The sequence below is a fragment of the Candidatus Bathyarchaeia archaeon genome (genome assembly GCA_041447175.1).
GTDB lineage: Archaea > Thermoproteota > Bathyarchaeia > Bathyarchaeales > Bathycorpusculaceae > JADGNF01.
Genome location: CP166960.1, coordinates 86,792 through 113,697, shown reverse-complemented (window position 1 = coordinate 113,697; position 26,906 = coordinate 86,792). Strand labels below are relative to the sequence as shown.

Genomic DNA, 26,906 nt, shown 5'->3' with positions numbered 1-26,906 from the left:
AAAGGCTGGATACGATGTACGAAGCACTACTGGGGACCATATTCGCAGCTATAGTTGCTATAGGTCTAGCACTTGCAGGCGTATTAATCATAACAATCTGGAAAAAAGACCGCACCCGAAAACTTAGCTACCTCCGCCTGTTCATTCAGGTGGTTTCTTTGGTGGGCATATTCATCTCGTTCACCATGGCGTTGTGGCTGGTGGCGTTCTTTTTGGTGATTTTTGCAGTCACCCTTTTCAGTGGCAGGTTTTTCTGCGGCTGGGTATGCCCCTTCGGTTTCTACATGGACCTCATTGCCATGCTTAGGAAAAAGCTGGGGATACGTTACTGGACGCTTAGCGACCGAGTCAACGGCGCCCTCAACAGGCTCCGATACGTCATCGCCGCCGCCATTTTGGTTTCACCGCTTCTGGTGGGCGCTTTAACCATCACGCCTGCATCACAAATCCAATTTCTGTTTTTGCGGGGTCCCTACCACTCTCTCAACCTGTTTTTGAGTCCGCTTGAGCCGCTTATTGTGCCTTGGACAGGTGCCTTGGCAAATCTCGGCTTTGTTGACTGGAGCTTCAGTTACCCCTACACCCGAGATATAGTGTACTACATCAACATCCCCGTCGTCACATCCGTGCTCATCTACATCTTTATCGGGTTAACTTTGGTGAGCACCTTCATGTATCGACGGTTCTGGTGCCGCTTCTGCCCCACCGGCATAACCCTTGCCGCCGCAAACCGCTTCAAAGCCTTCAAATGGGCACCCGTGCTTCACATCAACAAGACCGAAGAGAAATGCACCAAATGCGGCATATGCAAACGCGTCTGCCCCGTCCAAGTCACTGAGGTGTATGAGCAGAAGGGCGGCGACATCAAAACCTCCATGTGCCTTAACTGCATGCGTTGCGTGGAGATGTGTCCCTACGAGGACTGCCTCAAAGTGAATCTGGGTGGAAAAACCGTATTCCACTCTCGTAACTGGTTGGAACCTTCAAACATCGAATAGTCACACCCTTAATAGGAGAAAGAAAGATGAAAAGCCAAAGTGCAGAAAAAAAGTACCTGCCGGACATGCCTCAAAAAGAAGTTGAGGAGCTAAACGCCTCCGTGAAAGCAGCTTCAGAGAGAATCATGGCAGACAACATTGAGCGGATGAAGAAAACCGACCCTAACCGCCCCGCAGCCATGCAGTACTTTGATGAAGTTTCAAACTTTTTTGGAATGCGCCAAAAAGAAATCCAAGAAGCCAAAGCTCAAGGTAGAAAAGTCATCGGGTATCTCTGTGTGTTTGCTCCCATCGAACTGATTTTAGCCGCCGACGCCATTCCCGTCCGAGTGAACTCAGGCTGGTATGACACCTCCAAATTGGGAGACCGCATCGTGCCCGTGGAGGTCTGCCCTGTTATCCGCTCCACCATCGGCGCAAAAATGATTGACCTCTCACCCTACTTGGAGCTAAGCGACGCCGTCATAAGCACCTTAACCTGTGACGGCCAAACCAAGCTAAGCGAAATCCTTAGCGACGCCAAACAAATGTGGATAATGACCCCACCCCGCGTCAAAGACAGCGCGCAGTCTCTGCACTTATGGAAGGAAGAAATCAAAGCCATCAAAACCCAAATTGAAAAACTCACGGGAAACAAAATCACGCCCAAAAAACTTAAAGAAGCCATCGAAACCATGCAGAAAGCCACCAAAGCGTTTCGTCGGCTACAGGACCTGCGCAAAGGCAACCCTGTCATCATGGGCAGGGACGCAATGCTGGTTAACCAGATGAGTATGTGGGACGATATTAAACGTTGGACGAAAAAGACTGAGGCGCTCTGTGACGAGCTGGAGAAACGTGCAGAGAAGAATGAGTGGGCTTGTCCGCCTGATACCCCGCGGGTTATTGTGACGGGAACGCCGATGTTTTGGCCTGATAACTGGAAGTTGCCCACGCTGATTGAGGAGGCGACTCCGCAGGGGATACTTGTGGGTGACGAGTTATGTAGTAGCGACCGCGTCCTCTACGACCCCGTAGGCATCGACGAATGGACAATGGATGACATGATTAACGGCATAGCCGAACGGTACCTGATGGCTTCCACCTGCCCATGCTTTACCAGCAAAGACGGAAACGAAGACCGCGTCAACTGGCTACTAAACAAAGTCAAAGATACCAAAGCGCAGGGCGTCATCTACTATGTCATCCGCGGCTGCATGCTCTACGCCATGGAGTACTCTCGCGTAAAAAAGGCGCTAGACAAAGTTGACATCCCAGTCTACTATTTAGACACAGAATATACCAGAGAAGATGTTGGACAAATGAAAACACGAGTTGAAGCATTCCTTGAAATGTTGTCTGCAAGGGTGGACTTTTAGAGGCGACGACTATGGTTACAACTGTTGGAATTGACATGGGTATCCAGACCGTCAAGGTTGTTGTCCTCAAAGACAGGCAAGTTGTGGCGAGAGCAAAGGGCTTTTCAGGTTTCGAACCTACCAAAGCTGCTGAGGAAGTTTTTGTCCAAGCCTTAGACGCCGCGAAAGTCGCCAGAGAAGAAGTCAGCTTAGTCCTATCAACAGGTTCAGGCATGGACATGGCACCATACTCAAACGGCACAGTAAGCATGATGGGCGCCGACGCCCGCGCAGGAGTCTTTCTGATTCCCACCGCAAGAACGGTGGTGGATGTTGGCGCTGAGGAAGCACGCGCAGTCAAATGCGACGAACGCGGCATCATGATGGACTTTGTAGTTAACGAGCGATGTGCAGCTGGCGCAGGAACCTTCATTGAAGCCATGGCAAGAGCACTTGAAGTTAAGATGGAGGAAATGGGTCCGTTAAGCTTGAAGGCGGAGCGCGCCAGCCCCATTAATGCAAGCTGCGTCATCTTCGGCGAATCCGACGTGGTCTCACTCATCCACCGGCAGGAGTCTAAACCTGAAATTGCACGCGCCGTTTTCGACGCGATGGCTGACCGCATCTCCTCGATGGTGCACAGGTTGGGGATTAACCCTGACGTTGCACTTGTTGGCGGAGTAGCCAAAGATGTGGGGTTCATCGCATCACTAAAAAGGAAGCTTGGACTAGAAATTCTAGTGCCTGAATACCCCGAGTTTGTGGGTGCGTTAGGCGCTGCGCTTACGGCGACAAGCCGAGCCAAGGGTGCATCAAAATGACCGAACCAACCAAAGACACAAAAGAGTTCTGGCGTTGGGAAGAATACCGCAGGGTCTGCTCTGACAAAAGCTGGGACCACAAAGACGTTATCACAGCAGGTGTGGATGTGGGCTCGGTGGGTTCTAAAGCGGCGATTATGATTGACGGCCAAATCTACGCGTGGGCAGTCACGCGAACGGGCTCCAACAGCCCCGACAGCGCCAAAAAAGTCATGAACATGGTGCTCAAGGACACGGACCTAACCCAAAACGACATCAAATACACCGTCGGCACTGGCTACGGGCGAGTCAACGTTCCAATGGCAAATAAAGCCATCACCGAAATTGCCTGCCACGCCAAAGGCGCTAACTACATTTGGGGTCCAAGCGTCCGAACCATCCTTGATGTAGGTGGACAAGACATCAAAGCAATCCACTGCGACCAAACAGGCAGAGTTACCTCATTTCTGATGAATGACAAGTGTGCCGCAGGCACAGGCAGGGGCATGGAGGTCTTTGCAGACCTGCTTAAGATACCTATTGAAGAAATCGGTAAGGTTTCTTTGTCGCTGGATGAGGAACCCGAACCCGTTAGCTGCACCTGTGTGGCATACGCCAAAACCGAAGCGGTTGGGTTGTTGCGCAAGGGCTGGTCCCGCGAAAAAGTGCTGGCGGCATACACGCGGGCGATGGCGGTGCGTATGGCTAACCTCATTAGCCGTGTGGGTCTTGAGAAGGAGCTTGTGGTTACAGGTGGACAATCCAAGAACATGGGCATTGTTTCGAGGATTGAAAACATTTTGGGGGTTAAGACGTTGCCGTCGCCGAACTGGCGGGAAGGAGAGTTAGACCCGATGTTGGCTGGAGCCATGGGCGCGGCGTTACTGGGCAAAGCTTTGTACGTGAAGGCGCAGGGCAACTGAGGCGGCACATGTGATTACGCATTATGGCTACATTGACGGCTCAGGCGAATACTTCATCATCATTGACTCTGACAAATGCAGCGGATGCCAAAAATGCGTGGAAGCATGCCCACAAAAGGCGCTGGAATTGGTCACTGAATTCATCGACTTGGAGGACAAAACCGTCGCCGCCGTCTCTGAAGAGCATCGGAAAAAAATCCGCTACACCTGCGCCCAATGCCGACCTCAAGATAACCAGACACCGTGCGTTTTGGCATGCAGCCAAGGTGCTATAAGTTGCGTTTGGAAGCCTCTTTAGACCTTTTTGTCTTTTTCTTTTTAAGGTTCATTATTTCGTGGTTGTTTGAAGCGGTTAACGTTTTGGTTTCTCGGTATGTAGGGATTTTCAGCAGGTGTGCTGTTACGCCGATGCATACGCAGAAGAGGACTACCTGAATAATCCAAGAATTGACCACAAACAACGCTGAGTAGAGGATGGTGACCCAGAGCAGGGTGAGGGTGAAGATTTTGCCTCGGGCAGACATGCCTTTGCCTTCGTGGTAGTTTTTGATGTAGGTTCCAAACCAGCGGTTGGTTAGAAGCCAGTGATACATGCGTTCGGAGCCGCGTAGGTAGCAGGCGGCGGCGAGTAGGAGAAACGGGGTGGTAGGCAGGATAGGTAGGACTATGCCGATGGCGCCTAGGCACACACATATTGTGCCTGCGGCTACCAAGAGGGCGTTTTTTATGCTGCGGGTTTTATCTGCCTCAGGTTGAGTCATTAGCATGTTAATTGAATTCTAAGTTCATATATATTACTGTTTTTGAAATTCAAAAAACAGTCGCCGAAAAAGGCGTCTGATGTTTGAAGTTCAAAACTATGCACCCCAACGTTGGAGAAAGACAGAAGCCTTGCAGCCCAAAGTTTTTCTTGAACTATCCTGATGCCCCGCAACAAAACCCAGAACCATCTGCTTTTGCGCAGCATCTAGCCCGCCAAAAAACATGTCAAACGAGGCAATTGCGTGTTCCGCCAGAACTCTCTTGCACTCGTCAGTTAAATGTGGCGTTGTCGGCAGCGCATCAATTTTTAGAAGTTCGTTTGTGATTTGAGGCATAAAATGAGGCTTGGCTAACGCAATTTTGCCTGCGTTAGCAACAACATTAGCTGCAGTGATGAGGTATCCACTATTAATGAGATTAAAGTATTTACAAAAAACAGCGTCGAATTTTTGGTTCACATCCACGCAGCAGAGGTTAGCAATTGCTACGGTGGCGTTCCACGTGAGGATGCGGTATTTGCTGTCCAAAAGCCCAATGAAGATATCCAGGCAGGGGTAAAGTTTCTTGGGATACTGGGCAGATAAATCCACCAGAACACTGCTGCATCCGTACCTGATTGAGGCTTTCGGCGAAGAAACCCCCTTAACAAGCTGCGGAAGTAACTCAAAATTTTCTGCCACCGCCTGGCAAAGTTGCTGCTTAGTTATTGTTTTCTGGGCAAGCTTATCAAGTAAATCAGAGTCCACAACAAATTCCTCAACTAAAAATAGACACCCTTAAAATAAAAGCGTTTAAACCAAAAACATCACGAAACTACAATTCAGTTATGCAGGCATGCCTCTGAACTCAACCATGAATGCCCAAAGAGGCATATAGACAAAAAAACAGCACAGAAACACCGCTACACTTGAGTCCGCAAACAGAGAGGGGCTATGCAAAAACCGCCACTAAAGCTCAACAAGTCTAAACCAACGCGAAAACGACCCCAGTAAAAGAAGAACAAATAAAAACAAAACGTCCACTCTATAATACGAATTGGGGCACACAAACCTTGCCACAAGCAACAGAAGTCCTGATTCAATGCTATAAGCCTAAAACGGGGGAAAAGACATGAGCACAAAAACCTTGGCGCTCCCATTTATCACCCAAACGCCAGACCCAAACGAGGACGTTTCCTACCAAGCCGAGATTGCATGCGTAGTTTGTATGGCAGAGTCTGAACGGAAAAAACCAAACTTGTTAAGAGACCCCGAACAAACCACGTTTATCGCCAAAGTTTACTATCCACTCTGGATTCTCCCCACAGGCAACACCTGCATATTCGTGAACGGATTAAACATTTTGGAACACAAATTCACGTTCCAAGAACCAACCAAAACCGCACTTCTAATTGAAGACCTCAAAAAAAACTCGCCCAATCCCCAAAAACTTTTGGAAACACTAAACCAACATGTCAACGGAAGCAAAGAATTCACCGCCCCCAACAATCAAGCATTTCCTGCAGTCATCAACGACCCCGAAATCATAAGCTATCTACCCCAATACTTCAAAATTGGCAGGCTGCGTGACCAGAAACAGCAAGAAAACTCAACCATTCCCTTAGAAATAGACGAACAAAAAGCCAAAGAAACCAGCACAGCATACCTAAACTGCTTAAGAACCATGCAGGCTCATGCAAAAGGGCTAAAATATGCCATCGCACAATTGAAAGCAGAACTGGAATTTCAAACCAGTGCCTCTGCAAACGAAAACGAGAAGCTCAAAGAAAAACTGGAACAAGAAACCACATCTCTCAAACCGGCAGTTGATAAAACAGTCAAAAAATTAACCCAAAAAGAAGAAAAAGCCACCGCTGTTCTTCAAAGAAGCTTAGAAAGAAAGATGGCGGCACTGGAAAAGAAGCATGAAAGGCACATGCGGAAACTCCAAGCAGCAGAGCAAAAAAAAGAGGCTGCTCAAAAGAAAGCGAATATCGCCAAAAAGGACAAGAAAGCCTCAAAGTCATCAGTCGTGGTTTTTGCGTTAAAGAAGTGTGAACGCGAAGTCGAAAACGCAAAAAAAGAAATCAAAACAATCTCCAACGAAATTGAACAGACAAAAAGAGACGGCGAAAGCAAAATCAAGCAGAAACACGACGAATACCAAAACGCCATAGCCCAAGAAGAAAAAAAGCTTATCCAACTTAACAACTTATACACCAACAAAATAAGAGAGAAACAGAAACAGACTCAAGAAATCACCAATCAATCGGCAGCATTAATTTCTAGCTTAGAAAACAAAATCGAAGACCTCAAAAACAGCGGTAATGCCCTCAGAAGCCAAGTGGAAGCAGAATGGCAACTGGAAGACCTCGACGAACCCATTTTTGCCCAAGTTCCTGTGTACCTAATTAAGTACACCAAAAATGAACAAGAAAGATACAACATACTCTCGCCCACAGCCATACTCGAAGGAAACATAGGGGTAATCAAGGAACTCAAAAACATGCTTTCCCGTAACCCCGAACCAAAACTAAAAAGCTTCACACGCCCTGCAAACAAAAAATTCCACGAAACCCTAAACACGTGGGTTATAGGAAAAATACAGACAGAAGCAGACTTCAAACTCAAGCTTAACGAGGTTTGTCAAGACAGCAACCTTGCTGACCTTGACGACTACGCACAGATCCTTAACGAAGGATTAGACGAAATTGAAAAGAAAGGCTGGATGACCAAAGAAGAAACAGCAGTTTTCTGCAAACGCATTCTGGAGGAAACAACGTGAGCGAAGACGACAAAACCTTGGAAAAAAAACTTCTCATCAAACAAGCTTACCCAGCAACCGACATTTACCAAATTGGCAAAGACCAGAAAATTGGGTTCTTTGACCAGTACGTGAATGCTTGGGAACCTGACCCAGACGAATCGGCTATGGAAATCGCCCAAGCCCTCAACGACAAGCAACTTCAAGAGGCCTTCAAAAAGTACCCTGCACGCGACTACACGTCTTTTCGAGGCAGATACTACACCTACGAAGACGGCAATTTAACCATAAAAGGCGTTGTAGACAAAATCCACACAGGCATTGCAGAAACCGAAAAGAAGTATGGACAAGCCGCAGATGCACTGTTGAAGTTGATGGCGCAAGCAGGTGGAAACTTTGGAGCCCAAGAGCAGAAAGAAGCTTCAAAACTGAAAGTTGATGCGTACAAGGTTTTGGAGAAGCTGGAACAACTCAAGATTGTGGTGCCCTCCTATTTGGGGGAAGAATACCAGGAATGGCGAATGCCCGAAGAAACCATACCCATGGTCAGGGAAGAGTTAGGGTTAGCAGTTCCAGAACGCAAACTCCCAACGACAACCAGTCAAACAACAACATCCCCCAACGCTGCCGGACAAGAAGAAGGGCCACCAGACCCACTGGAAGACGAACGCCGACGAATAATGAACATGCAAAACGAACTTGACCAATATATCAACGACTTACTCAAAAACCGTCTTGAACAAACCATCAAATTCGGCAAAACTTTCAGCGCAAACTACGTCGCAGAATATCTACAGCAGATGTTTGGCGACATGCTCTACTTTGACAGCTTCCTTAGCATAATTCAACAATACGGTTTATGTGACGTAGAAATCGTGAATCCCCAAGGCAAAACAGGCTTACGAACAGGTTGGAGCTACGCACTTTTCGGCGAACCAGGCACAGGCAAAAGCTTCTCCACCCGAGACCTCGTTTTGGGGAGCTCAGGAGGAAAAATGGAACCTCATGGTGTCCCAGGCAGAAACCGCTATTGTGGCGGCATCACACCTGCGCGATTTATCAGGATAGGCCAGATTTATGTGGACAAAACCTTCAACTTCATTGTTCCAGAATTTAATGATTGGTTCCGCTACAGCGGCATGGTGGATGTACTTAAAATTGCCATGGAACGCGGAGAAATCAAACATGAACTGCACCGAGAAATCATCGGTCCTTACAGATTCAGCGGTTTCTTCATGGTGAACTACAACACTGCAGTCATGGGTCAAGGCTACGCAGTAACCATAGGGGACCCTAACTTCAGCGCCATCGAAGACCGCATGATTTGCCGCCTACATCGCATGACCAAAGAAAGATACGTCGAAATAGCCAGAAGCCAAATGCGACTGGCGCTAGGCGAAGTTAACGTAGACAAAGACGCAAAAAAAATACGCGACCACCTTGCTTTGGTCTACGCCATCGAAACAGGTCATCCACTGGTTAAAGGACGGTTTCCCAAAAAACCAGTGATGATTACCCCCGAAATGTACGACACCATCGGAAACGCACGAGAAGCAATCCTCAAACATATCCCAGGAAGCATGAAGTTCTCAGCCCGGTTAGAGCACAACGTAGTCAAGTTCGCCTGTGCAGCGTCAGTGCTCAGCTACTTCAACGACAAACTAGATTACATTCCAGTTAGCGCCGATGCACTGGAAAGGGCGGTTAGGCTTTATGTTGAAGACGCGTCGGTTCGGTCCAGAGAAGAATTTAAACCTCAAGAAGTTCTCAAAGACTTGTTTAGCAAAAATAAGAAAAAGGCTTAGGCTAACTTGACAAAGTTCTCGTCTAGCCGTTTTATTTTTCCTTTCGCTTCAAGTTCAGCTAACAGCTGGTCGAGGTTGGTTCGGTCAATGTTGAAGGTTTCGTTTGTGATGTTGCTGACTTCGGTTATGCTGGTTTTCTGCATTTCTTTGATTAATGCCAAAAGGTCAAGGGCTTTCTTTCGCTCTTCGACGGGTAAAGTGCGTGCACGTTCCAGTATGAAAAGGGTAATCATGTCTTTTTCGTTGTTTTTTTTGCTTAAGGTGACAAGGTGAGTCCCAGGGAGTTTTTTACCGGTAGCTTCATCATAGTTTTTCACCTGAAAATTGTCCCGTATGGCAGCAGGTATGTCATCCAGTGATTTAACGAGTTCACGGTGAACTTTCCCGTCGCCATCAACCTTAGTCAAAGAAATGATGTCGTAGTATAGGTCAGGTTCAAGGCTTTGCTGAAAAAGCATGGTTGCCCCTTCTAGCTGGCTAAATAGTCTTCCGGGAGGACATTTTATGGCTTTGACCATGCTTCGCCCGTTTTCTTGGTCGCAGCAGATTTTGAAAAGCCATTGCCCCGTTTGAAGGTCGTTGGCTTTGTAGAAGCGAACTTCACCTGCCCGCAGTTCTCTTAGGCTAAGGTCAAACCATGCGTCTTCGGTTCTTTCTTCTTGAAGTGTAATTCTGATGCTTTTCATGTTACTTCCCCAAGCGAGGGGTTAGGTGTTGATTTTTTGGTATATGGACTTTTTGAGTTTGTTTATGTCAATTTTACGATAGCTAAAGAAAGGAAATAGAAACGTTCAGTGAATTCACGCGGGTTTAAGCAAGGATTTAAAGCAGAGAAAACTGGGAAAAACACATACCGCATTATATAAAGAACACAAGTTAAACACAAAATAGCCATCGAGAAGTTTTGATACAAAGAAAAGAAAGGGAGAGCTTTTGGCTCGTTTATGGTTTGTTTCTTAACCTGCGATCTTTCGGCGCATCAAAACGATGCTTGCAATTGCAGCGATTGCTGCTACGAGGGCAAGCACGATTGCGACGATGATCAGAGGTGTAAGGCTGTCAGTTGAGCTCTTGCTGCTGCTGACGTCTGATTGCATGTTGCTGATGTCTGCTTGCATGCTACCGATGCTGGTCTGGATGGTTGCTACGTTGCCGCTGATTGAGGTGACTGTGCCTGATAGTGTGCCTAGGTCAGTCTTTACGGTTGCTACGTTGTTGTTGATGCCTGTGACTGTTGTGCCGATTGAAGACAGTGAGGTTGTTACGTCGCCGATGCTGGTCTTGAGGGTTGCTGTGTCGCCTGCAACTGCACCGAGTACTGCATCAAGGCTACTGATGCTTGTCTGGATTGAGCCTAAGTTTGTTTTGATGGTTGCTACGCCGCTGTCTATGCTGGAGATGGTGCCACTAAGTGAACTGACTGAGGTTTTGACTGCGCCAACGTTGGTGGAGAGTGTTGCGATGTTGCCTGAGATGCTGTCGAGTTTAGCGTTAAGTGAGCTCAGGTCAACGGTCATGTTGCCGCCGCTGGATGTTTGTAGTGTAGCGACTGTTCCGTTGATTTGCAGCAGAATTGCATTCATGTTGTTGAGTTGGGTGTTGATTCCGCTGATTCCGCCTGCAGTAACTGTGAATGTGCCAGTCTGCCAGTTAGTTGCGCTAGTAGTGTGTGCGCCGAGAGAGTCGGAGAAAGATATTGTCCAGTTCCATACGCCTGTTGGGGCATTAGCTGACAGCGTCATTGGTACGCCGTTAATTATTTGGTCTTGGAATAGTACTTGGCGACTGCCGTCAGGCATGTCAGTCACTGTTAGAACTGGAGATTTCCACCAGTAAATGTCAGAACCATCTTTAATTGCAATCACTGGGTTAGTGAAGGAACCATCCGTGCTGGTTATGATGAAGCTGATTGTATCACCTTGGACGTATGAGCTTGCGGTGGTTATTGTTGTGACTGCTGCAGGAAGTATCTTGAATTGTGCAGTTGCGGATGCACCATAGTCGTCAACTAATCTGACAGTATAGGTTCCTGGTTCAAGGGTAGGTACAGAGAATATGTTACTTACTACACCATTGGAATCGCTTGCTTTGAATCTTTTATCTAGTGCTGTACTGTTGACAACTGTGCTGCCGAAGTACAGGGTTACGTTTGACGATGCAACGAAGTTAGCGCCAGAAGCAGTTATTTCTTTACCAGCTACACCTTGCGTTGGGCTCAAGGTCAAGGTAGGTGCAGGTAAAACTTTGAGTGTGGTTGTTGCAAAGTCAGTTGTCCAGTCTACTTTGATTTGGTAGTCGTTGGATGCTAGAAGAGTTGGTATGGTGTATGCGTTAGAGTATGCACCTGTTCCGCTTGAGGTACCAGAGGCTATTTGTGTTGATGCAACACCTGGACCAGAAATTGATACGGTGTATGCTTTGGAAGGGGGAATTCTGCCTGAGACGGTGATTGTGACGCCCGCTGGACCACTTGCTGGGTTAACTGCAGCATAATAGCCAACCAGAACATCGGATGTTGCAGTGTTAGTTCCGTCTGTCGCTGTTACTGTGAAAGCGCCGTAATCAGTTTCTGTTATTGTGTTTGGAACTGTTATTGTGGCTACAAATGAACCGGTTCCATTTGTGGCTATTGGTGGTGTGGTTATAGTGAAGGGTGCGTGGACGCCGTTGTCAAGTGTTACAGTCACTGATACGGTTGAAGTTCCGGTGCTGCCCTTAAAACCGTCGCCGGTTAAGGTGAGGGCGTCGCCAGGCAAAACTTTTGCGTCGTATGATGTGTCATTTGTGGCCGGAGTTGTACTTGCAACTAAACGGGGAGTAACAACGAATTCAGTGCCTTTAGCACCGGTGCCGTCGTTGACTACGATATAGTGATGAACAGCAGGAGTAGCGGCAGGAGCTGTTGCAGTAGCTGAGGGAATTTTCACTTTGACGCTATATGCGCCAGAGGCATCTACTGCGCCAGTACCAAGAACTGCGCCTGATAATGAATCCCAATATACAGTAACAGAACCGAAGGGTTGAGCATCTGTTCCGGTGACTGTAACGCTGGTTCCGGCAGACCCAGTTGCAACAGAAAGAGTTGGATTGCTAAGTGCAAATGCTGGTGCTATGACCGCGACCATGGAGAGAAGCAGAAGAGCAGTTACAGCTACTGATAATATTTTTTTGTTTATTTGCATTTGTTATTTTTCTCCTTTGAGTTTATATTCGGTGTTCCTACTATCCTGAGATGCCTATTTATTACTTGTGTACACAGCAATGTTTGCGAAAAAAGAAGTTGTATACACCCTCACGTAGCGTCATATATATGTGCATATTAAACAGCAAAGCTACTTTGTGGATTCTAAAATTATCATACCTTTAAGGCAATCCACATGTTGAGTCTTGTAACCCAAACCAGTAACCACGCCTTCAATAAATTTAGAAAGCAACCGTGTGCCCTCTACGCTCATAACTGTTGAGATGCAACGCACCTTAATCACGCCGGCTCTTTCCTGAACATCCACCTCATTTAGGTCCCATCGCGTGAGTTCCAAAAAATGCCCAAAAGCTTCCACGGGGTCAGAGAATTTCTCCTTTAAGTATTTACCACTCCACACCCCGCTCTCATACCAAATCGCGTGTAATTTTGGTGTGTCTTTTTGGCAGCATTTTTCCACCATATAATCCAAGACGCCGGAAGGGATAAAGAGCCCTCCTAAAACGCGGTTGGTTTGCAAAACGTTGAAAAACTCCGACATCTGGCTGGAGCTGTAGCCTAACTCATTGACTTTTACGGTTTCGGCTAAAGCACCTTCCACAAGCTTGCTTAAGGAAATGCCTTCATCGCGGGTTACCTTTGCCACTTTTTCCAGCAAATCTTCAGACACGTAAACTAGTCGTTTACCTTTACCTGTGGCCGCCATTATCTTCCCTCTTCACGGCTTCCAAGCGGATGTTTCCCCGTCCAACCTCATTGAAAGTAACAGTGTATCCTGACCCGTCAATAATTCCCTGCAAGTAGTGATTAAAAAGCAACGTGTATGTTTCGGAAAAGCGGGGACTTAAAATCCGAAAAGAAACCTCCTTGTCAGAACGCTCCATGGTGACGCCGGGGATGTTCCAACCGAAAACCTTCAATTCTCTCTCGTAAGCGCCCAAGGGGTCTTCTACTCCGCGGGCAATATAGCGTTGTGCAATCCAAACGCCAGCGTCAAACCATGTTTGGAGAGTTTTTTCTTTCTCGCTTCGGAAGGCTATTTCAGCTGTGTCGTAAAGTAGACTTTCCAAAACGAGAGTAAAACTGGCATCTCGAACCTCCTTGGCAAGTTCAAAGGAGTCTACAGCTTCTTTTAGGCTTATGCCCATGTTGTCGGCTTTGATGGCTAAATCCAACAGGTCATTGACCATGCCAAAAAGCGTGAATCCGCGTTTTTCAGCCATTTTGCCAATCCGGTCCGCCAAGTCATCTCTGGCGGCAAGCATCTTCCGCCTTCCGTTAACCAAACATTTACCCTCGATTAGTCAACTGTGCTATGTGAACCTATTAAAATTCACCAATATAAAACTGTAGTAGTCTCGTGACAGCCACAAACTTAATCTGCCATCTAGAAAGGCTACCATAAAAGCCAAAGCAAGTCACTAACTAAAAACAGCTATAGATATACTAAAAAGAAAAAAGGTGCAGGTTAGGGGTTAGTCTCTGTGGCGATAAAAAATGCCTTCAAAGCGTGGTCTAACCCATCGGTTTGAGCGGGCAAAGTAATGGTTGAAGTTGAATTTGTAGAAGTCACTTGATATAACGCTAAATCTGCAGTAGAAGTTATGTTCATGTTGTCAAACTGCCAGTATCCGAACGTATAGTTCTCAAGGGCTGAGGCGTTCACCGTCAGTGGTCCAGTGACATTAAGAAAACCGGAGGGTGTAGTAAATCCGCCCACTGAAATGTTAATGTAAAGGGACCATTGAGGCGAAGGCGATGGAGTCGTTGTGTTTGTGAAGAAAGCTGTTAAGGTGTGGTTGGAGCTGGCGTTCTGTTGAGGAATAGTAATTGAAGAGGTTGCGTTTGTTGAAGTCACGTTGTACAAAGTCATGTTCTCAGCAGAAGTCAAATTCAAATCATCAAACCGCCAAAAACCAAAAGTGTAGTTCACATCCGCAGTAGCATTCACTTGTATTGTCCCTGTTACGTTCATAAGACCTGTGGGGGTTGTGGTTCCGCCTTCTGAACTGTTAACAGTTAGAGCCCATGGCTGGGGGGAGGGGATTGTTTCGTTGGCGAAGAAAGCGGTTAGGGTGTGGTTTGAAGATGCATTTTGGCTGGGTATGGTTATGGTTGAGGCTGTGTTGGTTGAGGTAACGTTATAGAGGGTCATGTTTTCGGCAGAGGTTATATTGAGGTCATCGAATTGCCAGTAGCTGAAAGTGGAATTGGTGTCGGCAGTGGCATTAACTGTTATTTCTCCAGTGACATTGACAAGCCCAGTTGGAGTTGTGGAGCCGCTGCCTGTGGTGTTGATGGTTAAGGTCCACGGGGAGGGTTGCGGTGAGGTTTCATTGGTGAAGAAAGCTGTTAAGGTGTGGTTGGAGCTGGCGTTCTGTTGAGGAATAGTAATTGAAGAGGTTGCGTTTGTTGAAGTCACGTTGTACAAAGTCATGTTCTCAGCAGAAGTCAAATTCAAATCATCAAACCGCCAAAAACCAAAAGTGTAGTTCACATCCGCAGTAGCATTCAAAGTGATTGAATCGGTCACGTTTAAAATGCCTGAAGGCACCACGCTTCCGCCCATCGTACTGTTTGCTGTCAAGATCCACTCTGTAGAGGGCATGGGTTCGGTGGCGTTAATAAAAACAGCGACCAAAGCGTGATAGGTTCCTAGCTGTTGCTGGGGTAAAAGCATGGGGTTGTCAGTTATGTTTTGGTTGTCAAAGGTCCAGTGGCTAAAAGCATATCCAGACGCAGGGTATGCTTCAACTGAAAGGATGTATTGTGGCGCTACCAAAGACCCTGGGGGGAAGGTTGTTGTACCACCATCTGAGGGACTCACATTTACGGTTACGCCCCACGCAGCGATAGCAGGCGGGGAAGGCGCTGGTGGTGATGAAGGCGCCATTTCAGAAATCATTGACCAGGTCAAGCGGTCTTCAGTTGACTCCACTACGGAGCCCACCAAGTAACTGGTTCCGACCAAGCCGCGTTCTTTGAACATGGGCCATACTACGGAATAGTCCGAAACGTAACAGTCATCAAACGACATAACTACGACGGCTGTTTGTCCATCGTAACTTCCGTATGCTTGCCGCATAGTCATGACTTTGAGGTTGTCGGCATTTTGTTGTTCAACAAGGTAATCTAGGACTTGACCGAGTATTGTCTGGGTTGTTCCTTGAAGGGATGGGTCGCCAGAAACAACCACTTCATGCGTAAACAGATTCAGCAAGCCTTTGTCGGCTATTGCTTGGTCAATCCAGCCTTTTACGTCAGCGTAGGTGGTGCTTTCATCAATCAGGGAACTGGACATGTCAAACCAGTCTGCAACGGGGTAGGTTTCGGGGAAAATTGCGCCAGCACTGCCTGTTCTGCCGCTTAAACGATATCGGCTAAGGACATCAATTACGGCTGCGTTGACCTCACCATTTGGGTAAGCGAAGTGTTTGGGTTCAGGCAGCTCGTGCTGCTGAAAGAGGGTAGTCATCATTGTAAGTTCTGAAATCATTTGAGCGTCAGTTAAAGTGGTGAATGAAATGTGGCCGTAACCGTGGTCTTCGAAATCCCAAGCTGGGGTTGTGGCTGCTTTTGTCATGGGTGCAGGGAAGGTGATAACTACAACTGATAGTACTAGCAAAAATACAAAGGCAAACGCGCAAAATTTTTTCTGCATTAAAATCAACTGCCTACAATTGCGTGAATACTTTTCTGTTTCGCGAGATTATAAAACAATGTGGGTATCAAAATGTAGCAACAAACTGTTTTAAAGGTGTAAGTGAAAAGCCAAAAACGGCTTGGTTATTGCTGTTATTATTCTTTTTTGGTTTGTATTCAGTTCGGTTGAACCGTTTCAGCTGTAAAAAGCCTTCCACCAAGAGCAACACGATAACTGCCGCAGTAATAAGCATCAAAATAAAAAAGAACACTTTAAACTCGTAATTCTCGACTCCGAAATGGATAACGAAAACGATTGCTTCAACAACTAAAAAGACCATAAAAAGAAAACTGTAAACAATAACTTGGGGAACAAGATGGTGACCTAACCAGAGGTAGCCGCGGATGCGCCTTTTTGTTTTTACCGTGTATTCGCCTGATTCGTTTTGGGTCAGCAGTCCCGTCGCAACCAGTTTTTGCAGGTGCCTGTAAGCCACGCTTGAGCTGCTTAAGCTTAAACCGCGCACTACATCTCTGGTGCCTATGGGTCGGTTGAATCGGACTGCGAAAACGTAGACGGCAAGGGTTGTTCCCTCGAGCGCTCCCTCTTCAGGAAAACTGGAGACATCCAAGCGGCAGGCACCTGTAGTAGGTTTCTTAGAGAGGTAATGGAGAGATTCTTTATAGCTCTGCTTGTGGAACTGCAGTGTTCCTTTTGCGGAACAGCGGAAAACTAACAATTAGAACAGAGGCTGTCTACAGATTAGAACAGAACAGATGAACACACCTACCTTGAAAACTACGGAATATGTGCCCGCTTGAGGCATGTTTTATGAGGCTTCAAACGCGATTTGCCGTTGATTTGGTTTTGCAGAAAAATTGTGTTTACTCGTTGGGAAGGTTAGCGGCCATTTGCTGGAAACCTGTAATGCGTATATCGGTCTTACAAGTGTTACAGCATATGATAAGTTCCTCTAACTCGTCTCCAGCCATTTTGGTGTCGACTATTTGATAAATGTCTTCTGATTCGTCATCGGGGGAGATGAGGGTTCCACAGGTAGGGCAGGGAAATGACCCTTCACCATCCAGTATAGCTAAATCTAATGTTTGAAGCATTCCTTTCTTTGCAGCAGTTTTCTTCATAATCGTTTCACCAATTCGTTTGGCTTAATTTGTGTTGGGATTTACGGTATTAGTAAATTATGAATTAAAACTCTGTACAACAGGTGCATTTAAGCTTTGAGCCAAAAAAAGGAAAAAAGATGGAGCAAACAGGGTAAATTTTTTAGGCAAACTTTTCGGGTGAGATGTAATCGCCAAAGGTTTCCTGCGCTTTAAGTAAGCGTTGCCGCTGCATGTACAATATGCCGAAGAGTTCTAAGGGTATGTCGGAGACGTTTTCCTGATAGAAATGGGTCACGCGTTCGATTTTTGCCAAGTTTTCTGGAACCCGAACTGTGAACTGTTTGATGTAGTCTTCTTTGGAGTAGTCTTTGCCAAGCACTTCCTTGAAGATGGGGACGAGGTCGTCGTATTTTGGAATCCAGCCGGTGGGGGTCTCGATTGCGTCCACTTCGCCGTGAACCCGTTTTTCCATCCATTTGACCCAGATGTGTTTGTCCTGTGGGCTGTTGAGGTATTCACCGTTGTCTTTGTCTTTGAGGAAGTAGTTAACTCCGAATACTATGGGTGCTTGTTTGAGTTTTTTCCCAAACTCTAAGTTGTTGCGGATGTTTTGTCCCAGTGGGATAGATATGAAGTCTTGGATGCTCATCATGTTGATTTCGGGTACACCCTCTTTTCCGATGGTGGCAAAGGTGGTTTCAGTTTCTAATGATGCACCGTAAGCGATGATGCCGTGGTCCCAATCGAAGCTTTGTTGGACGGGCACGTAAGCTTTGGCGTCGCGTCCACCGTACATTATGCCGCCTAAAACGACACCATCAGGGTTGTTCAACTCGGGGTCACAGTTCTCCAGCGCCTTCAAAGCAACAGCGTAGCGGGCGTTTTTGTGGGCAGCAGGAATGTCGTTTTCGTTTTCGTCTTTTTTACCTTCAAACCATGCACCCGTGTAGTTGGTCCCTTCTTTAGGAAGTTCACTGCCCATGCCAAGCCAGTAGGGTTTGCCGTCTTTGATGAGTACGTTGGAGAATATTATTTCTCCAGGAGTGGTGAGTACTTTGTAGATGAGTTGGTCGTCTTTTGGGTTGACATCTTTGATGATGCCAAAAATGCCTGACTCTACGTTTACGGCTCGCGCCACAGAGTCTATGGGTCGCAGGTAAGCGATGTCGTCGCCAAGAATGGTTTCTCCGGGCAGCATGGCAGTTGAGGTTTTGCCGCATGCACTGGGGAACGCACCTGCAAAGTAGGTTTTGCGACCATTAGGTCCGTGCACACCCATAAGGAGCATGTGTTCAGCAAGCCAGCCTTCGTAGTTTGCTTTGCGTATAGCCAGTCGGAAGGCAAGTTTTTTGAATCCTACAGAGTTTCCCGCGTACTGGGTGTTCACGCTGTAGATGGTGTTGTCCATGTTGTCGATGTAGATGCGTTTTTTCTGGTGCTCAAGACTAACCATATCGGGGCTAAGTTTTCCAGCCGAGTGTAGCACCCGCAGAAAGTCGCTTTTTGTTCCTGCTTTGACAAATTCGCCGTAACCAGAACGGTAGAGGAGGTCTTCGGAGTGGGCTACGTACCATGAGTCGGTGCATTGCAAGCCGAGTATTGTGAAAACAGAGTTTGTTGGGCCCAGTGAGATGAAGCGGACAATCATGGTTTTGCCTTTCATGGAGTCTTTAAGTAGCCCTTTCACTTCGGCTAGACCCTCTTGCCTGTCAATTTGGTTGAGGGCTTTGCTCAGGGAGATTCCACGGGGAACCAAGTATTTGGTATTTGGTCGGTCTCGACCTTGGTCGTATTCGCCGTCGAAATGGAAAGTGTGCCCTTTCAGTGTTAAGGTTGCTTGTTCTTCGCCTGTAGCGACAGCTTGACGCCTAACATAGGCGATGTCTTCAGCTGCATCACTGCAGACAAAGATTTGGTCTGGGTGTCCAAGGTCGCTTGCTTTGGCTATGAATTCGTGGACGTTTGGGTTGTCTATGGCAGCCAGTTTATCGTAGTCTTTCTGGCTTAGTTTGGGCATTAATGCCTCTAGATATGGGTTAAGTAGGTACATGTTGATCGCCTAATTAAATTTTTACGGTAATGTGCCCCCGAGTGGCCAGGAGAAAAACGGGTTTCAACCTTCAACCAGTTGATAGGCACGTTGCACTTTCTCCCTTTTCATGTTGCTTAGGTAAATGATAAACTTTGTGCACAAAAAGAAAAAGTTGATGATTGTGCCGTTTAACATGGCAGTTCTTTACACATGGTTAAAGCTCGTTGACGGTTCCAGGGATTCTTGGAAACGGCTGCGTTTCAGCTATGTGTTTAACACCAGTTATCCAGCCTACGATGCGTTCCATGCCGATGCCTGCACCTGCAGAGGGCTTGATTTTACCTTCTTTAGCCAGTTTAAGCAAGACTGCAAAGTTTTCCTGCTTGACTTGGTCGCGGTCCATTTTCGTGATCATTTTGTTGTAGTCCCATTCACGTTTGGATCCGCTGAGAACTTCCCCAAATTTGGGCATGAAAAGGTCATAGTTGTCCCATTTGCCTGTCTTGAAGTCTTCGAAGTCATAAAACTCGCGTGGAATGTTAGTTACCCACACGGGCTCCTCGATTTCGTCGGCAATGGATGCTTCCCATTCTGCACCGTAATCAGCGACAAGGTCTTCCTTGTCTAAGATTTTGAAGGGTGCGGCGGGAACTTTTACGGGGTCGCACCTGAGGGTTTCTAGTTCGGGTTGGAGGTCTTTTTTGACGCTGGTGACAAGGTTAATGATGGCTTTTTCCATGAAAGCGTAGATGTCTTTAGTGGTTGCGCCTTGGGCTTCAAAGTCAATTTGGGTGAATTCGTAGATGTGTTTGCCTGTTTTGGCGCGTTCTGCTTTTTCGATCCTGATGTTGGGTGAAACTATGAACAGTTTGGGGTATGCTAAGCTCGTGGCGACTAGTTTGTGAACAATCATGCTGGCGGTGGTGCGGACGACTTTTCCGTAGATGTCAACTTCGATGCGTTTGCCGATGGAGGCGCCTGGGTCGGGCCATAGGGGGTCGGTGCTTTGGGAGAGGGCGATGGGCAGTAGCCATTGGTAGCCGTCGGCGATGAAGGCGGAGGTTAGGGACTGCAGGGTATGGGTCATGATTTTGCCTATGCACACTTTTCGTTTTAGTTCATTTTCGGAGAGTTGGTCTAAAGGTTTTGGCATTTCGCTTAAGGGCATGCAGGGTATTGTTGTTATTTTAGTCAAGATTATTCATCTCGAATTTTTTCTGTTCTCCAAGTAGAGCAGGCTGGATTATAAATTTTTTATATAAAAAGTGGTAATTATTCCAAAAAACTGAAGGTTTATAGGAAAAAGACCGTAATAATTACAGGTATGTCTGTTAAGCTTGACGAAAAAGACTTAGCCATACTGGCACTCATCCAAGGAGATAGCAAACTCACCGCCAAACAAATCTCCAAAAAAATCGACACACCCTTAACCACAGTTTTTGCAAAAATCAAACGCATGGAAGAACAAGGCATCATACGCGGCTACCACGCCATCGTAGCAGCCGACAAGCTGGGCTCAGGAACCGCAGCACTCATTTTAGCCTCGGTCTCGTACCGCTCCAAAATTGACGGTTCACCCGTTTCACAACGAACTGTGGCGGAGGAAATCGCCCGATTCCCTGAGGTGCAGGAAGTGCACATCATCACGGGTGACTGGGATTTGCTGGTGAAGCTGCGAGCAGAAAATGTGGATGTTGTAGGCAAATTCGTGGTGGATAAGCTGCGCCTCATCAGCGGAATAGAGAAGACTTTGACATGCATGATTTTTGAGACCATAAAAGAGACGACAGCTATAGCTTTGCCGTTTAAGAAAGTCTACAGGGGAGGTCAAATTGATGCAGAATAGTACAGCAGAGGAATTGCCAGCAGCACGATGTTTCTGCCTTTAGGCGTTAAGGTGTACTCAACGCGCAGTGGGGGACCGGAGGTTACGTTACGGTTGATGTAGCCACTTTCCGCCATCAGCTTTAGCTTGTCAGAGAGGGTGCGGCTGTTTACGCCTAAAACTTTTTTGAATTCGCCAAAACCGATGGAGGTCTTGAGAAAAAGTGAGTAGAGGATTTCAAGGTTCCATTTTTGAAAGAGCATATTGAAGGTTTGTTCCAAGCTTTTGAGTTCGTCTTGTAGGGCTTGGGGGTCGAGTTCTTGTTTTTCCATGATTTTGACAAGTGTGTCCTGTACGCCTTTGAGGGTTTGTTCCATGCGGGTTTCGATGAGTTGACGTAGTTCGAAGCTGAGGGCGATTTTGGTGCTCATGTTTGCTCACTTGGTGTGGAAGGGCTTACTTGCTAATTTATAAGAACACACACCCTTAAGGTTTACTTATCCCACATAGTATAAAAAATACACCACATGAACGTGGAGGGTGACAGCTCATGACCTGGAATATAGACAACAACAAATGCCTCAGATGCGGAGGCTGCGTCTCTGTTTGCCCAACCGCCGCACTAGAATTAAGAGACAAAGTAATCTACGACCAAAAACTCTGCCAGTTCTGCGGGGTCTGCGAGAAAGCCTGCCCCGTAGAAGCCATAAAGGTGACCAAACCATGATAGACGTCGTAATCATAGGCGCAGGCCCAGCAGGAACATGCTGCGCCAAAAAACTCGCCGAAAACGGCTTCTCCGTCAAAGTCTTCGAAAAACGCGCCGAAATCGGCTCCCCCAAACGCTGCGGGGAAGGCTTAAGCGAAGCCAGCCAAAACGTCGTGGGCAAAATCCCAGACCGATGCATCGCCCAAAAAATGCGCGGCGCCAGAGTCTACGCCCCCGACGGCAGGTACTTGGATGCCATTTTGACTGAGGGCGGCTTCATTTTAGAGCGCAAGGTCTTTGACAAATGGCTCGCTGAAGAAGCAGTCAAAGCAGGCGCAGCGATTCAGGCTAACACATACATTTCCAGCTTAATCAAAGATGACCGCGGCTACTTCACTGGCGTTAAAGGCGAATTCATGGGTAATGAGTTTGAAGAGAAAGCCCGCGTCGTCGTCTGCGCCGCCGGAGCCGAAACTGCTATCCGCAATCAGGCGCTGGGCGTGTTTTCCAAAATCAACTTGATTGACAGCTGTATCCAGTATGAAATGACCAACGTTGACATGATTCCCGACCTCATTCACATTTACCTCTCCAGCGTTCTCGCGCCAAGAGGTTACGTGTGGGTGTTTCCCAAAGGCGAACACCGCGCCAACGTCGGCTTAGGCATAGTACCTCAAGACAAAAAACCCACAGCCTACATGCAGGAGTTCTTCAAAGAGCACCCTGAAATCAGCAAAGGCAGCATAATCGAAGTTAACGCAGGCTGCGTCCCTGTTGGCGGCTTAGTCAAAGACATGGTCACCAACGGCTTCGTGCTCTGCGGCGAAGCAGCCAACCACGTAAACCCGATTCACGGCGGAGGCATCAAAGAAGCCGTCATCTCAGGACAAATGGCAGCCGACGTCATCATGGACTGCATCAAGAAAAACGACGTTTCCAAAACCGCCCTAAGCAAATATAATGAAACATGGTGGGAAGAACGGGGCAACCACCTCAAACGCGTAGAGAAGCTACGTGAAGTGCTGGAGAAGCTTTCAGACCAAGACCTTAACGACCTTGTCGACGTGCTAAAACCCGAAGACATCATAGAGTTCGCAAGAGGCTCCAAACTCTCGATTTTAGCGAAGGTACTCATGCGCAAGCCCCGTCTGGTAGGCATAGCACGGCACCTCCTCTAACCCTTCTTATTTTTTGTTGCACAGTTTTTTAATTGCACATTCCACTAACCCTATAGCCGAGGCTTCAGGTTGCATCCCGCCAAAGAAAACAAAAGCTACGTAACTGCCGAGTTCCTCAAAAAGAGGGCTCACGACGAAGACGCAGTTAATCAAGAAAGTTATCGCATGTTGCAGATTGGGCGGGGAATGCGGGTTTTGGAGTTGGGTTGCGGTCCCGGCACCGCTGCACCTGTATTTTCTGAGGCGTCGGGTTCAGGTGGGTTGGTTGTGGGTATTGACTGCGACGCCAGAATGATAGAGCAAGCTCAAGCCGTGTCCAAACAGCACTCGAACGTTGGGCAACTGGTGGGGGATGCACATGAGCTTCCATTTGAGGACAACAGGTTTGACCGTGTTTATGCTAAGCGTTTGTTTCAAGTGTTGCCTCCTGCTTCGGCGCCTCGGGTGTTTAGTGAGATGAAGCGGGTGCTAAAGCAGGGCGGAATCCTTTCCCTTGTGGACACTGACTGGACAAGCGTCTCGGTGAACTTTAGTGACCTTGAGTTGGAGCGGCGCCTAACCAGCTTCTTTAGCAGCCACATGCGCCCAAACGGGTTGGCTGGAAGGCAACTGCTCGGAATAGTCCAGTCAGGGGGCTTTACGGATATACAAGTTAAGGTTATGTCGATAATTATTCGAGACTTCGAGGAGACTCCTTTCAGCGACTGGTTGACGTCTGAAGCTACAAAAGCCAAAGTGGCAACGTCCGAAGAGATGACGCGATGGCGAAGCGAATTGAAGCAGAAGACGGCTCAGCAAGCCTTCCTTTTTCATGTGGGTACTGTGATTGCTGCCGCGAAGAAGAAGAATTAGCTTTTGACAGCAAATGGGTTCATGACAGGTAAAAATGATGTCTCTTTTGTTGGAAAAATGTGAGAACCAAAAGGAAGTAGACTGCTCCAAAAAGGAGGAAAAGGTTGATTGCCCTTATCTGACCATTCGACTGTTTTCTTGGTTGCTTCTTGAACGCTTAAACGCGCGCTGTTTTTGAAGTTGCTTGTACTGTTCGTAGCTGATGTTGCTGTGGGGATAGATTTGCTTGAATCGGCGGTAGGGCAGTCGGATGTCGAGTTCCATTTGGGGGCTAAATCCAGCGGGGTTGTAATGTACACCTTCTTTGCTTTGGTATTGGGACTTTTTTGTGGACCGATTTTTTGAAACTGTGGCTATGGTCGTCACTATGAAGATGAATCCGACAAACAGCAGAAAGATTATGGGGAAAATGAGGAAAGTATCCATGGGTATCCCCAAAGTTTAGCTGCTTGAACCATCACTACTCTGTTTTGTTTGCTTCTTAACCGGCAGCACCGCTCCTTCAAGTCCGATGACGTTGAGGATATCAGAGTTTGCGGGAACCACAACCTTGGTTTGCTGACTAAAGGTGTCGCGAACAACATCAAGTTTCTTGTTTAGCTGCGCGTTCTCTTTGAAGTACTGGTTTGCAGATTCAGACACCAGCTTGATGGCTTTGGCTTGAGCTTCCGCGACCAGCTCCACCGATTTGGCTTCACCTTCCGCTTGCAAGATAGCAGATTGTTTTTCGCCTTGTGCTTTAAGGATGGCGGCAGCTTTTTCTTGTTCTGCGGCTTCTTTGCGTCCAGTGGCTAACAGTCGAAGTTGGCGACGTTCCTGCTCGGCAGTTTTTTGCTTGTGCATAGCGGTCTGTATGTCTAGTGGGGGGTCTATGCGTTGGAGTTCGATGCGGTTAACTTTGGTGCCCCATTTGTCGGTTGCTTGGTCAAGGACGCTGCGGAGTTCCACGTTAATTTTTTCTCTGCTGGTGAGGCAGACGTCTAAGGACATTTCGCCGACGATGTTTCGCAGAGTAGTTTGGGCGAGTTTCACGATGCCGAGTTCGAAGTCTTCAATTTCATAAAGGGCACGTTTGGCGTCTATAACTTGGTAGTATATGACCGCGTCTATTGTTACGACTACGTTGTCTTCGGTGATGATTTCTTGTGGTGGCACGTCGATGACTTGTTCGCGCATGTTGACGCGGAAAATGCGTTCCACGAACGGTACAATCAGTCTTAGTCCTGGTTCCACCATCTTTTCGTATGCGTTGAATCTTTCCACTATGCCTTTTTCGTATTGGTTGACTTTTTTGACTGCTAACATGGATATGGCGATAACTATCGCGGCGGCTATGAGAGCAATTGCTATTTCAAGTTCGTACATTTATTCGTTTACTCCTTCCACGATTAAGGTAACGCCTTCGATGCGGACCACTCTCACTATCGAGCCCAGCTTAATAGCGGTCTCATCTACGGGGCGTGCGAGCCAAACGTCACCACCGATTTTGACTGCTCCGCCGTCGAGAGGGTCTAGGTCGCTTTTCGCGATTGCTTCTTTGCCGATAAGAGAGTCAGCGTTGGTTCGCGTTAAGGCAACGTTAAGTTGATCTAACGGTCCGCCGCCTCGGATTTCTTGGATTGCAAATTCAGCGCCTTTGAGGTGGTTCATGCGTCGTATGAATTCGCCTAAATCGTCGCTGCCCAAGTTTGCCTCTAGAAGGAAGCCTGAGTTGTGGCGGTTTAGTTTGTAGGACATGTTGTATTTTTCGGCGAATTTGGATAGCAGTTGAGCGAGTTTTAACTCGTCTGCGTTTACGGTTAGGGCGACTTTCAAGTTGTTACCCATCATCGATACGCATCAATGCAGATATAAGGATATTGATTAGTATCAAGCGTTATTGGCAATTATTTATGTCCTCAAATAGAAAACACAAACACGAAAAACACAAGCCATCAACGCACAACAAACAAAAAAATTACTACAGGGGCTGTAGTACTACAGACCCTGTAGTAAAAGCAGAACATAAACAGTTCGGCCAAACAAGACACTCAAGACGCGTACCACAAACCGCTCAACAGACAGGACGGAAAGCAATCGTACCAGAAACCTAATTTTCCAACATCACTTCAACAACCAGCAGCAACAAGGATGAGAGCATGACAAAATCCGCAAGCAAAACCTTCACAGGAGCCGCTCTTCTGCTGCTCACAAGCTACATAATATACTTCGTGAGATACCCAATCTGGAGCTGGACTATCGAACCCATTTTTGCCATGCTAATATTGTCATATTCTGCGGTTTTTATACTGGCGCTGTTGCTCATAAAACTTGACTTAAAAAAGTCACTTAGAGCGTTTTTCCGCTTTCAGGGTTCACGGCTAATTCTGGTTAGTTTATTTTTAGCGGGTCTGTTTCAAGTTTTGTGGTACAGCATCACGCTGGCGTTGGGTGCATCGATAAGGTTCATCACATTTCCCTCGTTGAGAGGATATGAACTTTACAGTTACTACTTTTTGCCGCTTGCGTTTGCCGTCTACCTTATTTTTTCCGTATTCGGAGCCTTCGCCGAAGAAGTTGCATACAGAGGATACATTCAGTCTCGAATCCAAGCCACGTATGGAGTTTTTGCTGGTATAGTCGTGTCAGCCGTCTTTTTTGCTCTACAACACATTCACGTTTTCCAGTTGCCCTGGATTGAGAACTTTTTTGAAGGACAATTTTTCATCGCGCTAATAGGCGGCTTGTTTATGGGCTACTTATACTACAGGACTAAAGGGGACATTTGGAGCGTATTCACGTTCCATGCAGTCGGCAACATTCTAAGCGTGGCGCTACCCCTCGAAGTCACTTACGCATTTCCTTATGCAGGATGGATAAGCACCGCAATCGCATACGCCGCAACGTTCACGGTCCTTCACATCCTACCTTTAAAGCTCAACCAGCCTCTCAAGCCAGTTAAAGACAAAGCTCAACTGTTCTAGCCACTTAAGGG

27 protein-coding genes are annotated in these 26,906 nt (G+C 47.1%); 12 read left to right on the top strand and 15 right to left on the bottom strand.

Annotated elements, in window-relative coordinates; all coding sequences use genetic code 11:
• Positions 1-14: 14 nt before the first annotated feature.
• The 5 genes from ACBZ72_00705 to ACBZ72_00685 are packed head-to-tail and all read left to right on the top strand — an operon-like array spanning position 15 to position 4,356.
• Positions 15-998 carry a 4Fe-4S binding protein gene (locus tag ACBZ72_00705; GenBank protein ID XES77415.1) on the top strand — a complete coding sequence of 328 codons (984 nt, stop codon included), beginning with the start codon at positions 15-17 and terminating at the stop codon, positions 996-998.
• A gap of 26 nt (positions 999-1,024) precedes the next feature.
• Complete coding sequence (locus ACBZ72_00700) at positions 1,025-2,356, top strand: 2-hydroxyacyl-CoA dehydratase subunit D (protein ID XES77414.1); 1,332 nt, start codon at positions 1,025-1,027, stop codon at positions 2,354-2,356.
• An 11-nt stretch (positions 2,357-2,367) separates the two neighbouring features.
• Entirely contained in the window at positions 2,368-3,156 is a 789-nt protein-coding gene (locus tag ACBZ72_00695; GenBank protein ID XES77413.1) for an acyl-CoA dehydratase activase, read from the top strand.
• Complete coding sequence (locus ACBZ72_00690; GenBank protein XES77412.1) at positions 3,153-4,058, top strand: acyl-CoA dehydratase activase; 906 nt, start codon at positions 3,153-3,155, stop codon at positions 4,056-4,058. Before ACBZ72_00695 ends, ACBZ72_00690 begins: the two co-directional genes overlap by 4 nt.
• Positions 4,059-4,068: 10 nt before the next feature.
• Positions 4,069-4,356: a 4Fe-4S dicluster domain-containing protein gene (locus ACBZ72_00685; protein ID XES77411.1), complete on the top strand. Its 288-nt coding sequence runs from the start codon at positions 4,069-4,071 to the stop codon at positions 4,354-4,356.
• Here ACBZ72_00685 and ACBZ72_00680 read toward each other — a convergent pair.
• On the bottom strand, positions 4,328-4,819 hold the full coding sequence (locus ACBZ72_00680) for a YbaN family protein (GenBank protein XES77410.1): 492 nt from the start codon (positions 4,817-4,819) through the stop codon (positions 4,328-4,330). The two genes, ACBZ72_00685 and ACBZ72_00680, sit on opposite strands and share 29 nt — an antisense overlap.
• Before the next feature lie 96 nt (positions 4,820-4,915).
• Positions 4,916-5,566 (bottom strand): hypothetical protein, encoded by a 651-nt coding sequence (locus tag ACBZ72_00675; GenBank protein XES77409.1) that lies wholly within the window; start codon positions 5,564-5,566, stop codon positions 4,916-4,918.
• 364 nt (positions 5,567-5,930) lie between these two features.
• Between ACBZ72_00675 and ACBZ72_00670 the strand changes: the two genes are divergently transcribed.
• Together ACBZ72_00670 and ACBZ72_00665 are read left to right on the top strand one after the other, a co-directional pair.
• On the top strand, positions 5,931-7,583 hold the full coding sequence (locus ACBZ72_00670; protein ID XES77408.1) for a hypothetical protein: 1,653 nt from the start codon (positions 5,931-5,933) through the stop codon (positions 7,581-7,583).
• Positions 7,580-9,367, top strand: coding sequence for a hypothetical protein (locus tag ACBZ72_00665; GenBank protein XES77407.1), 1,788 nt, complete (start codon positions 7,580-7,582; stop codon positions 9,365-9,367). The genes ACBZ72_00670 and ACBZ72_00665 overlap by 4 nt, the downstream gene beginning before the upstream one ends.
• Here ACBZ72_00665 and ACBZ72_00660 read toward each other — a convergent pair.
• From ACBZ72_00660 to ACBZ72_00620, 9 genes are all read right to left on the bottom strand, one after another.
• On the bottom strand, positions 9,364-10,053 hold the full coding sequence (locus tag ACBZ72_00660) for a hypothetical protein (protein XES77406.1): 690 nt from the start codon (positions 10,051-10,053) through the stop codon (positions 9,364-9,366). The two genes, ACBZ72_00665 and ACBZ72_00660, sit on opposite strands and share 4 nt — an antisense overlap.
• Before the next feature lie 270 nt (positions 10,054-10,323).
• Positions 10,324-12,549 (bottom strand): beta strand repeat-containing protein, encoded by a 2,226-nt coding sequence (locus tag ACBZ72_00655; protein XES77405.1) that lies wholly within the window; start codon positions 12,547-12,549, stop codon positions 10,324-10,326.
• Between the two features lie 150 nt (positions 12,550-12,699).
• Entirely contained in the window at positions 12,700-13,275 is a 576-nt protein-coding gene (locus ACBZ72_00650; GenBank protein ID XES77404.1) for a hypothetical protein, read from the bottom strand.
• Positions 13,259-13,834, bottom strand: a complete 576-nt coding sequence (locus tag ACBZ72_00645; GenBank protein XES77403.1) for a hypothetical protein — start codon at positions 13,832-13,834, stop codon at positions 13,259-13,261. Before ACBZ72_00645 ends, ACBZ72_00650 begins: the two co-directional genes overlap by 17 nt.
• A 203-nt stretch (positions 13,835-14,037) precedes the next feature.
• The gene (locus tag ACBZ72_00640; protein ID XES77402.1) at positions 14,038-16,230 is read right to left on the bottom strand and encodes a polysaccharide deacetylase family protein; all 2,193 of its coding nucleotides are present in this window, start codon (positions 16,228-16,230) and stop codon (positions 14,038-14,040) included.
• Positions 16,231-16,297: 67 nt separating this feature from the next.
• The gene (locus ACBZ72_00635; protein XES77401.1) at positions 16,298-16,843 is read right to left on the bottom strand and encodes a hypothetical protein; all 546 of its coding nucleotides are present in this window, start codon (positions 16,841-16,843) and stop codon (positions 16,298-16,300) included.
• A 253-nt stretch (positions 16,844-17,096) separates the two neighbouring features.
• The gene (locus ACBZ72_00630) at positions 17,097-17,354 is read right to left on the bottom strand and encodes a hypothetical protein (protein XES77400.1); all 258 of its coding nucleotides are present in this window, start codon (positions 17,352-17,354) and stop codon (positions 17,097-17,099) included.
• Positions 17,355-17,496: 142 nt separating this feature from the next.
• Positions 17,497-19,353 carry a phosphoenolpyruvate carboxykinase (GTP) gene (locus tag ACBZ72_00625; GenBank protein ID XES77399.1) on the bottom strand — a complete coding sequence of 619 codons (1,857 nt, stop codon included), beginning with the start codon at positions 19,351-19,353 and terminating at the stop codon, positions 17,497-17,499.
• A gap of 229 nt (positions 19,354-19,582) precedes the next feature.
• On the bottom strand, positions 19,583-20,563 hold the full coding sequence (locus ACBZ72_00620) for an asparagine synthetase A (GenBank protein ID XES77398.1): 981 nt from the start codon (positions 20,561-20,563) through the stop codon (positions 19,583-19,585).
• 129 nt (positions 20,564-20,692) lie between these two features.
• On the opposite strand from ACBZ72_00620, the gene ACBZ72_00615 reads away from it, so the two are divergent.
• Entirely contained in the window at positions 20,693-21,214 is a 522-nt protein-coding gene (locus ACBZ72_00615; protein ID XES77397.1) for an Lrp/AsnC family transcriptional regulator, read from the top strand.
• Here ACBZ72_00615 and ACBZ72_00610 read toward each other — a convergent pair.
• Positions 21,196-21,624: a winged helix-turn-helix transcriptional regulator gene (locus ACBZ72_00610; GenBank protein XES77396.1), complete on the bottom strand. Its 429-nt coding sequence runs from the start codon at positions 21,622-21,624 to the stop codon at positions 21,196-21,198. The two genes, ACBZ72_00615 and ACBZ72_00610, sit on opposite strands and share 19 nt — an antisense overlap.
• Positions 21,625-21,743: 119 nt before the next feature.
• Between ACBZ72_00610 and ACBZ72_00605 the strand changes: the two genes are divergently transcribed.
• The 3 genes from ACBZ72_00605 to ACBZ72_00595 all read left to right on the top strand — a co-directional run bounded on the left by ACBZ72_00605 (position 21,744) and on the right by ACBZ72_00595 (position 23,932).
• The gene (locus ACBZ72_00605) at positions 21,744-21,920 is read left to right on the top strand and encodes an indolepyruvate ferredoxin oxidoreductase subunit alpha (GenBank protein XES77395.1); all 177 of its coding nucleotides are present in this window, start codon (positions 21,744-21,746) and stop codon (positions 21,918-21,920) included.
• Positions 21,917-23,080, top strand: a complete 1,164-nt coding sequence (locus ACBZ72_00600; protein XES77394.1) for a geranylgeranyl reductase family protein — start codon at positions 21,917-21,919, stop codon at positions 23,078-23,080. Before ACBZ72_00605 ends, ACBZ72_00600 begins: the two co-directional genes overlap by 4 nt.
• A 69-nt stretch (positions 23,081-23,149) precedes the next feature.
• Positions 23,150-23,932, top strand: a complete 783-nt coding sequence (locus ACBZ72_00595; protein XES77393.1) for a methyltransferase domain-containing protein — start codon at positions 23,150-23,152, stop codon at positions 23,930-23,932.
• Positions 23,933-24,046: 114 nt separating this feature from the next.
• On the opposite strand, the gene ACBZ72_00590 is transcribed toward ACBZ72_00595, so the two are convergent.
• The 3 genes from ACBZ72_00590 to ACBZ72_00580 are packed head-to-tail and all read right to left on the bottom strand — an operon-like array spanning position 24,047 to position 25,759.
• The gene (locus tag ACBZ72_00590; GenBank protein XES77392.1) at positions 24,047-24,358 is read right to left on the bottom strand and encodes a hypothetical protein; all 312 of its coding nucleotides are present in this window, start codon (positions 24,356-24,358) and stop codon (positions 24,047-24,049) included.
• Positions 24,359-24,373: 15 nt separating this feature from the next.
• Positions 24,374-25,297: an SPFH domain-containing protein gene (locus ACBZ72_00585; protein XES77391.1), complete on the bottom strand. Its 924-nt coding sequence runs from the start codon at positions 25,295-25,297 to the stop codon at positions 24,374-24,376.
• Positions 25,298-25,759, bottom strand: coding sequence for an NfeD family protein (locus ACBZ72_00580; GenBank protein XES77390.1), 462 nt, complete (start codon positions 25,757-25,759; stop codon positions 25,298-25,300). It abuts the gene before it with no gap.
• Positions 25,760-26,070: 311 nt separating this feature from the next.
• Between ACBZ72_00580 and ACBZ72_00575 the strand changes: the two genes are divergently transcribed.
• On the top strand, positions 26,071-26,895 hold the full coding sequence (locus ACBZ72_00575; protein XES77389.1) for a lysostaphin resistance A-like protein: 825 nt from the start codon (positions 26,071-26,073) through the stop codon (positions 26,893-26,895).
• The last annotated feature ends 11 nt before the right edge of the window (positions 26,896-26,906 follow it).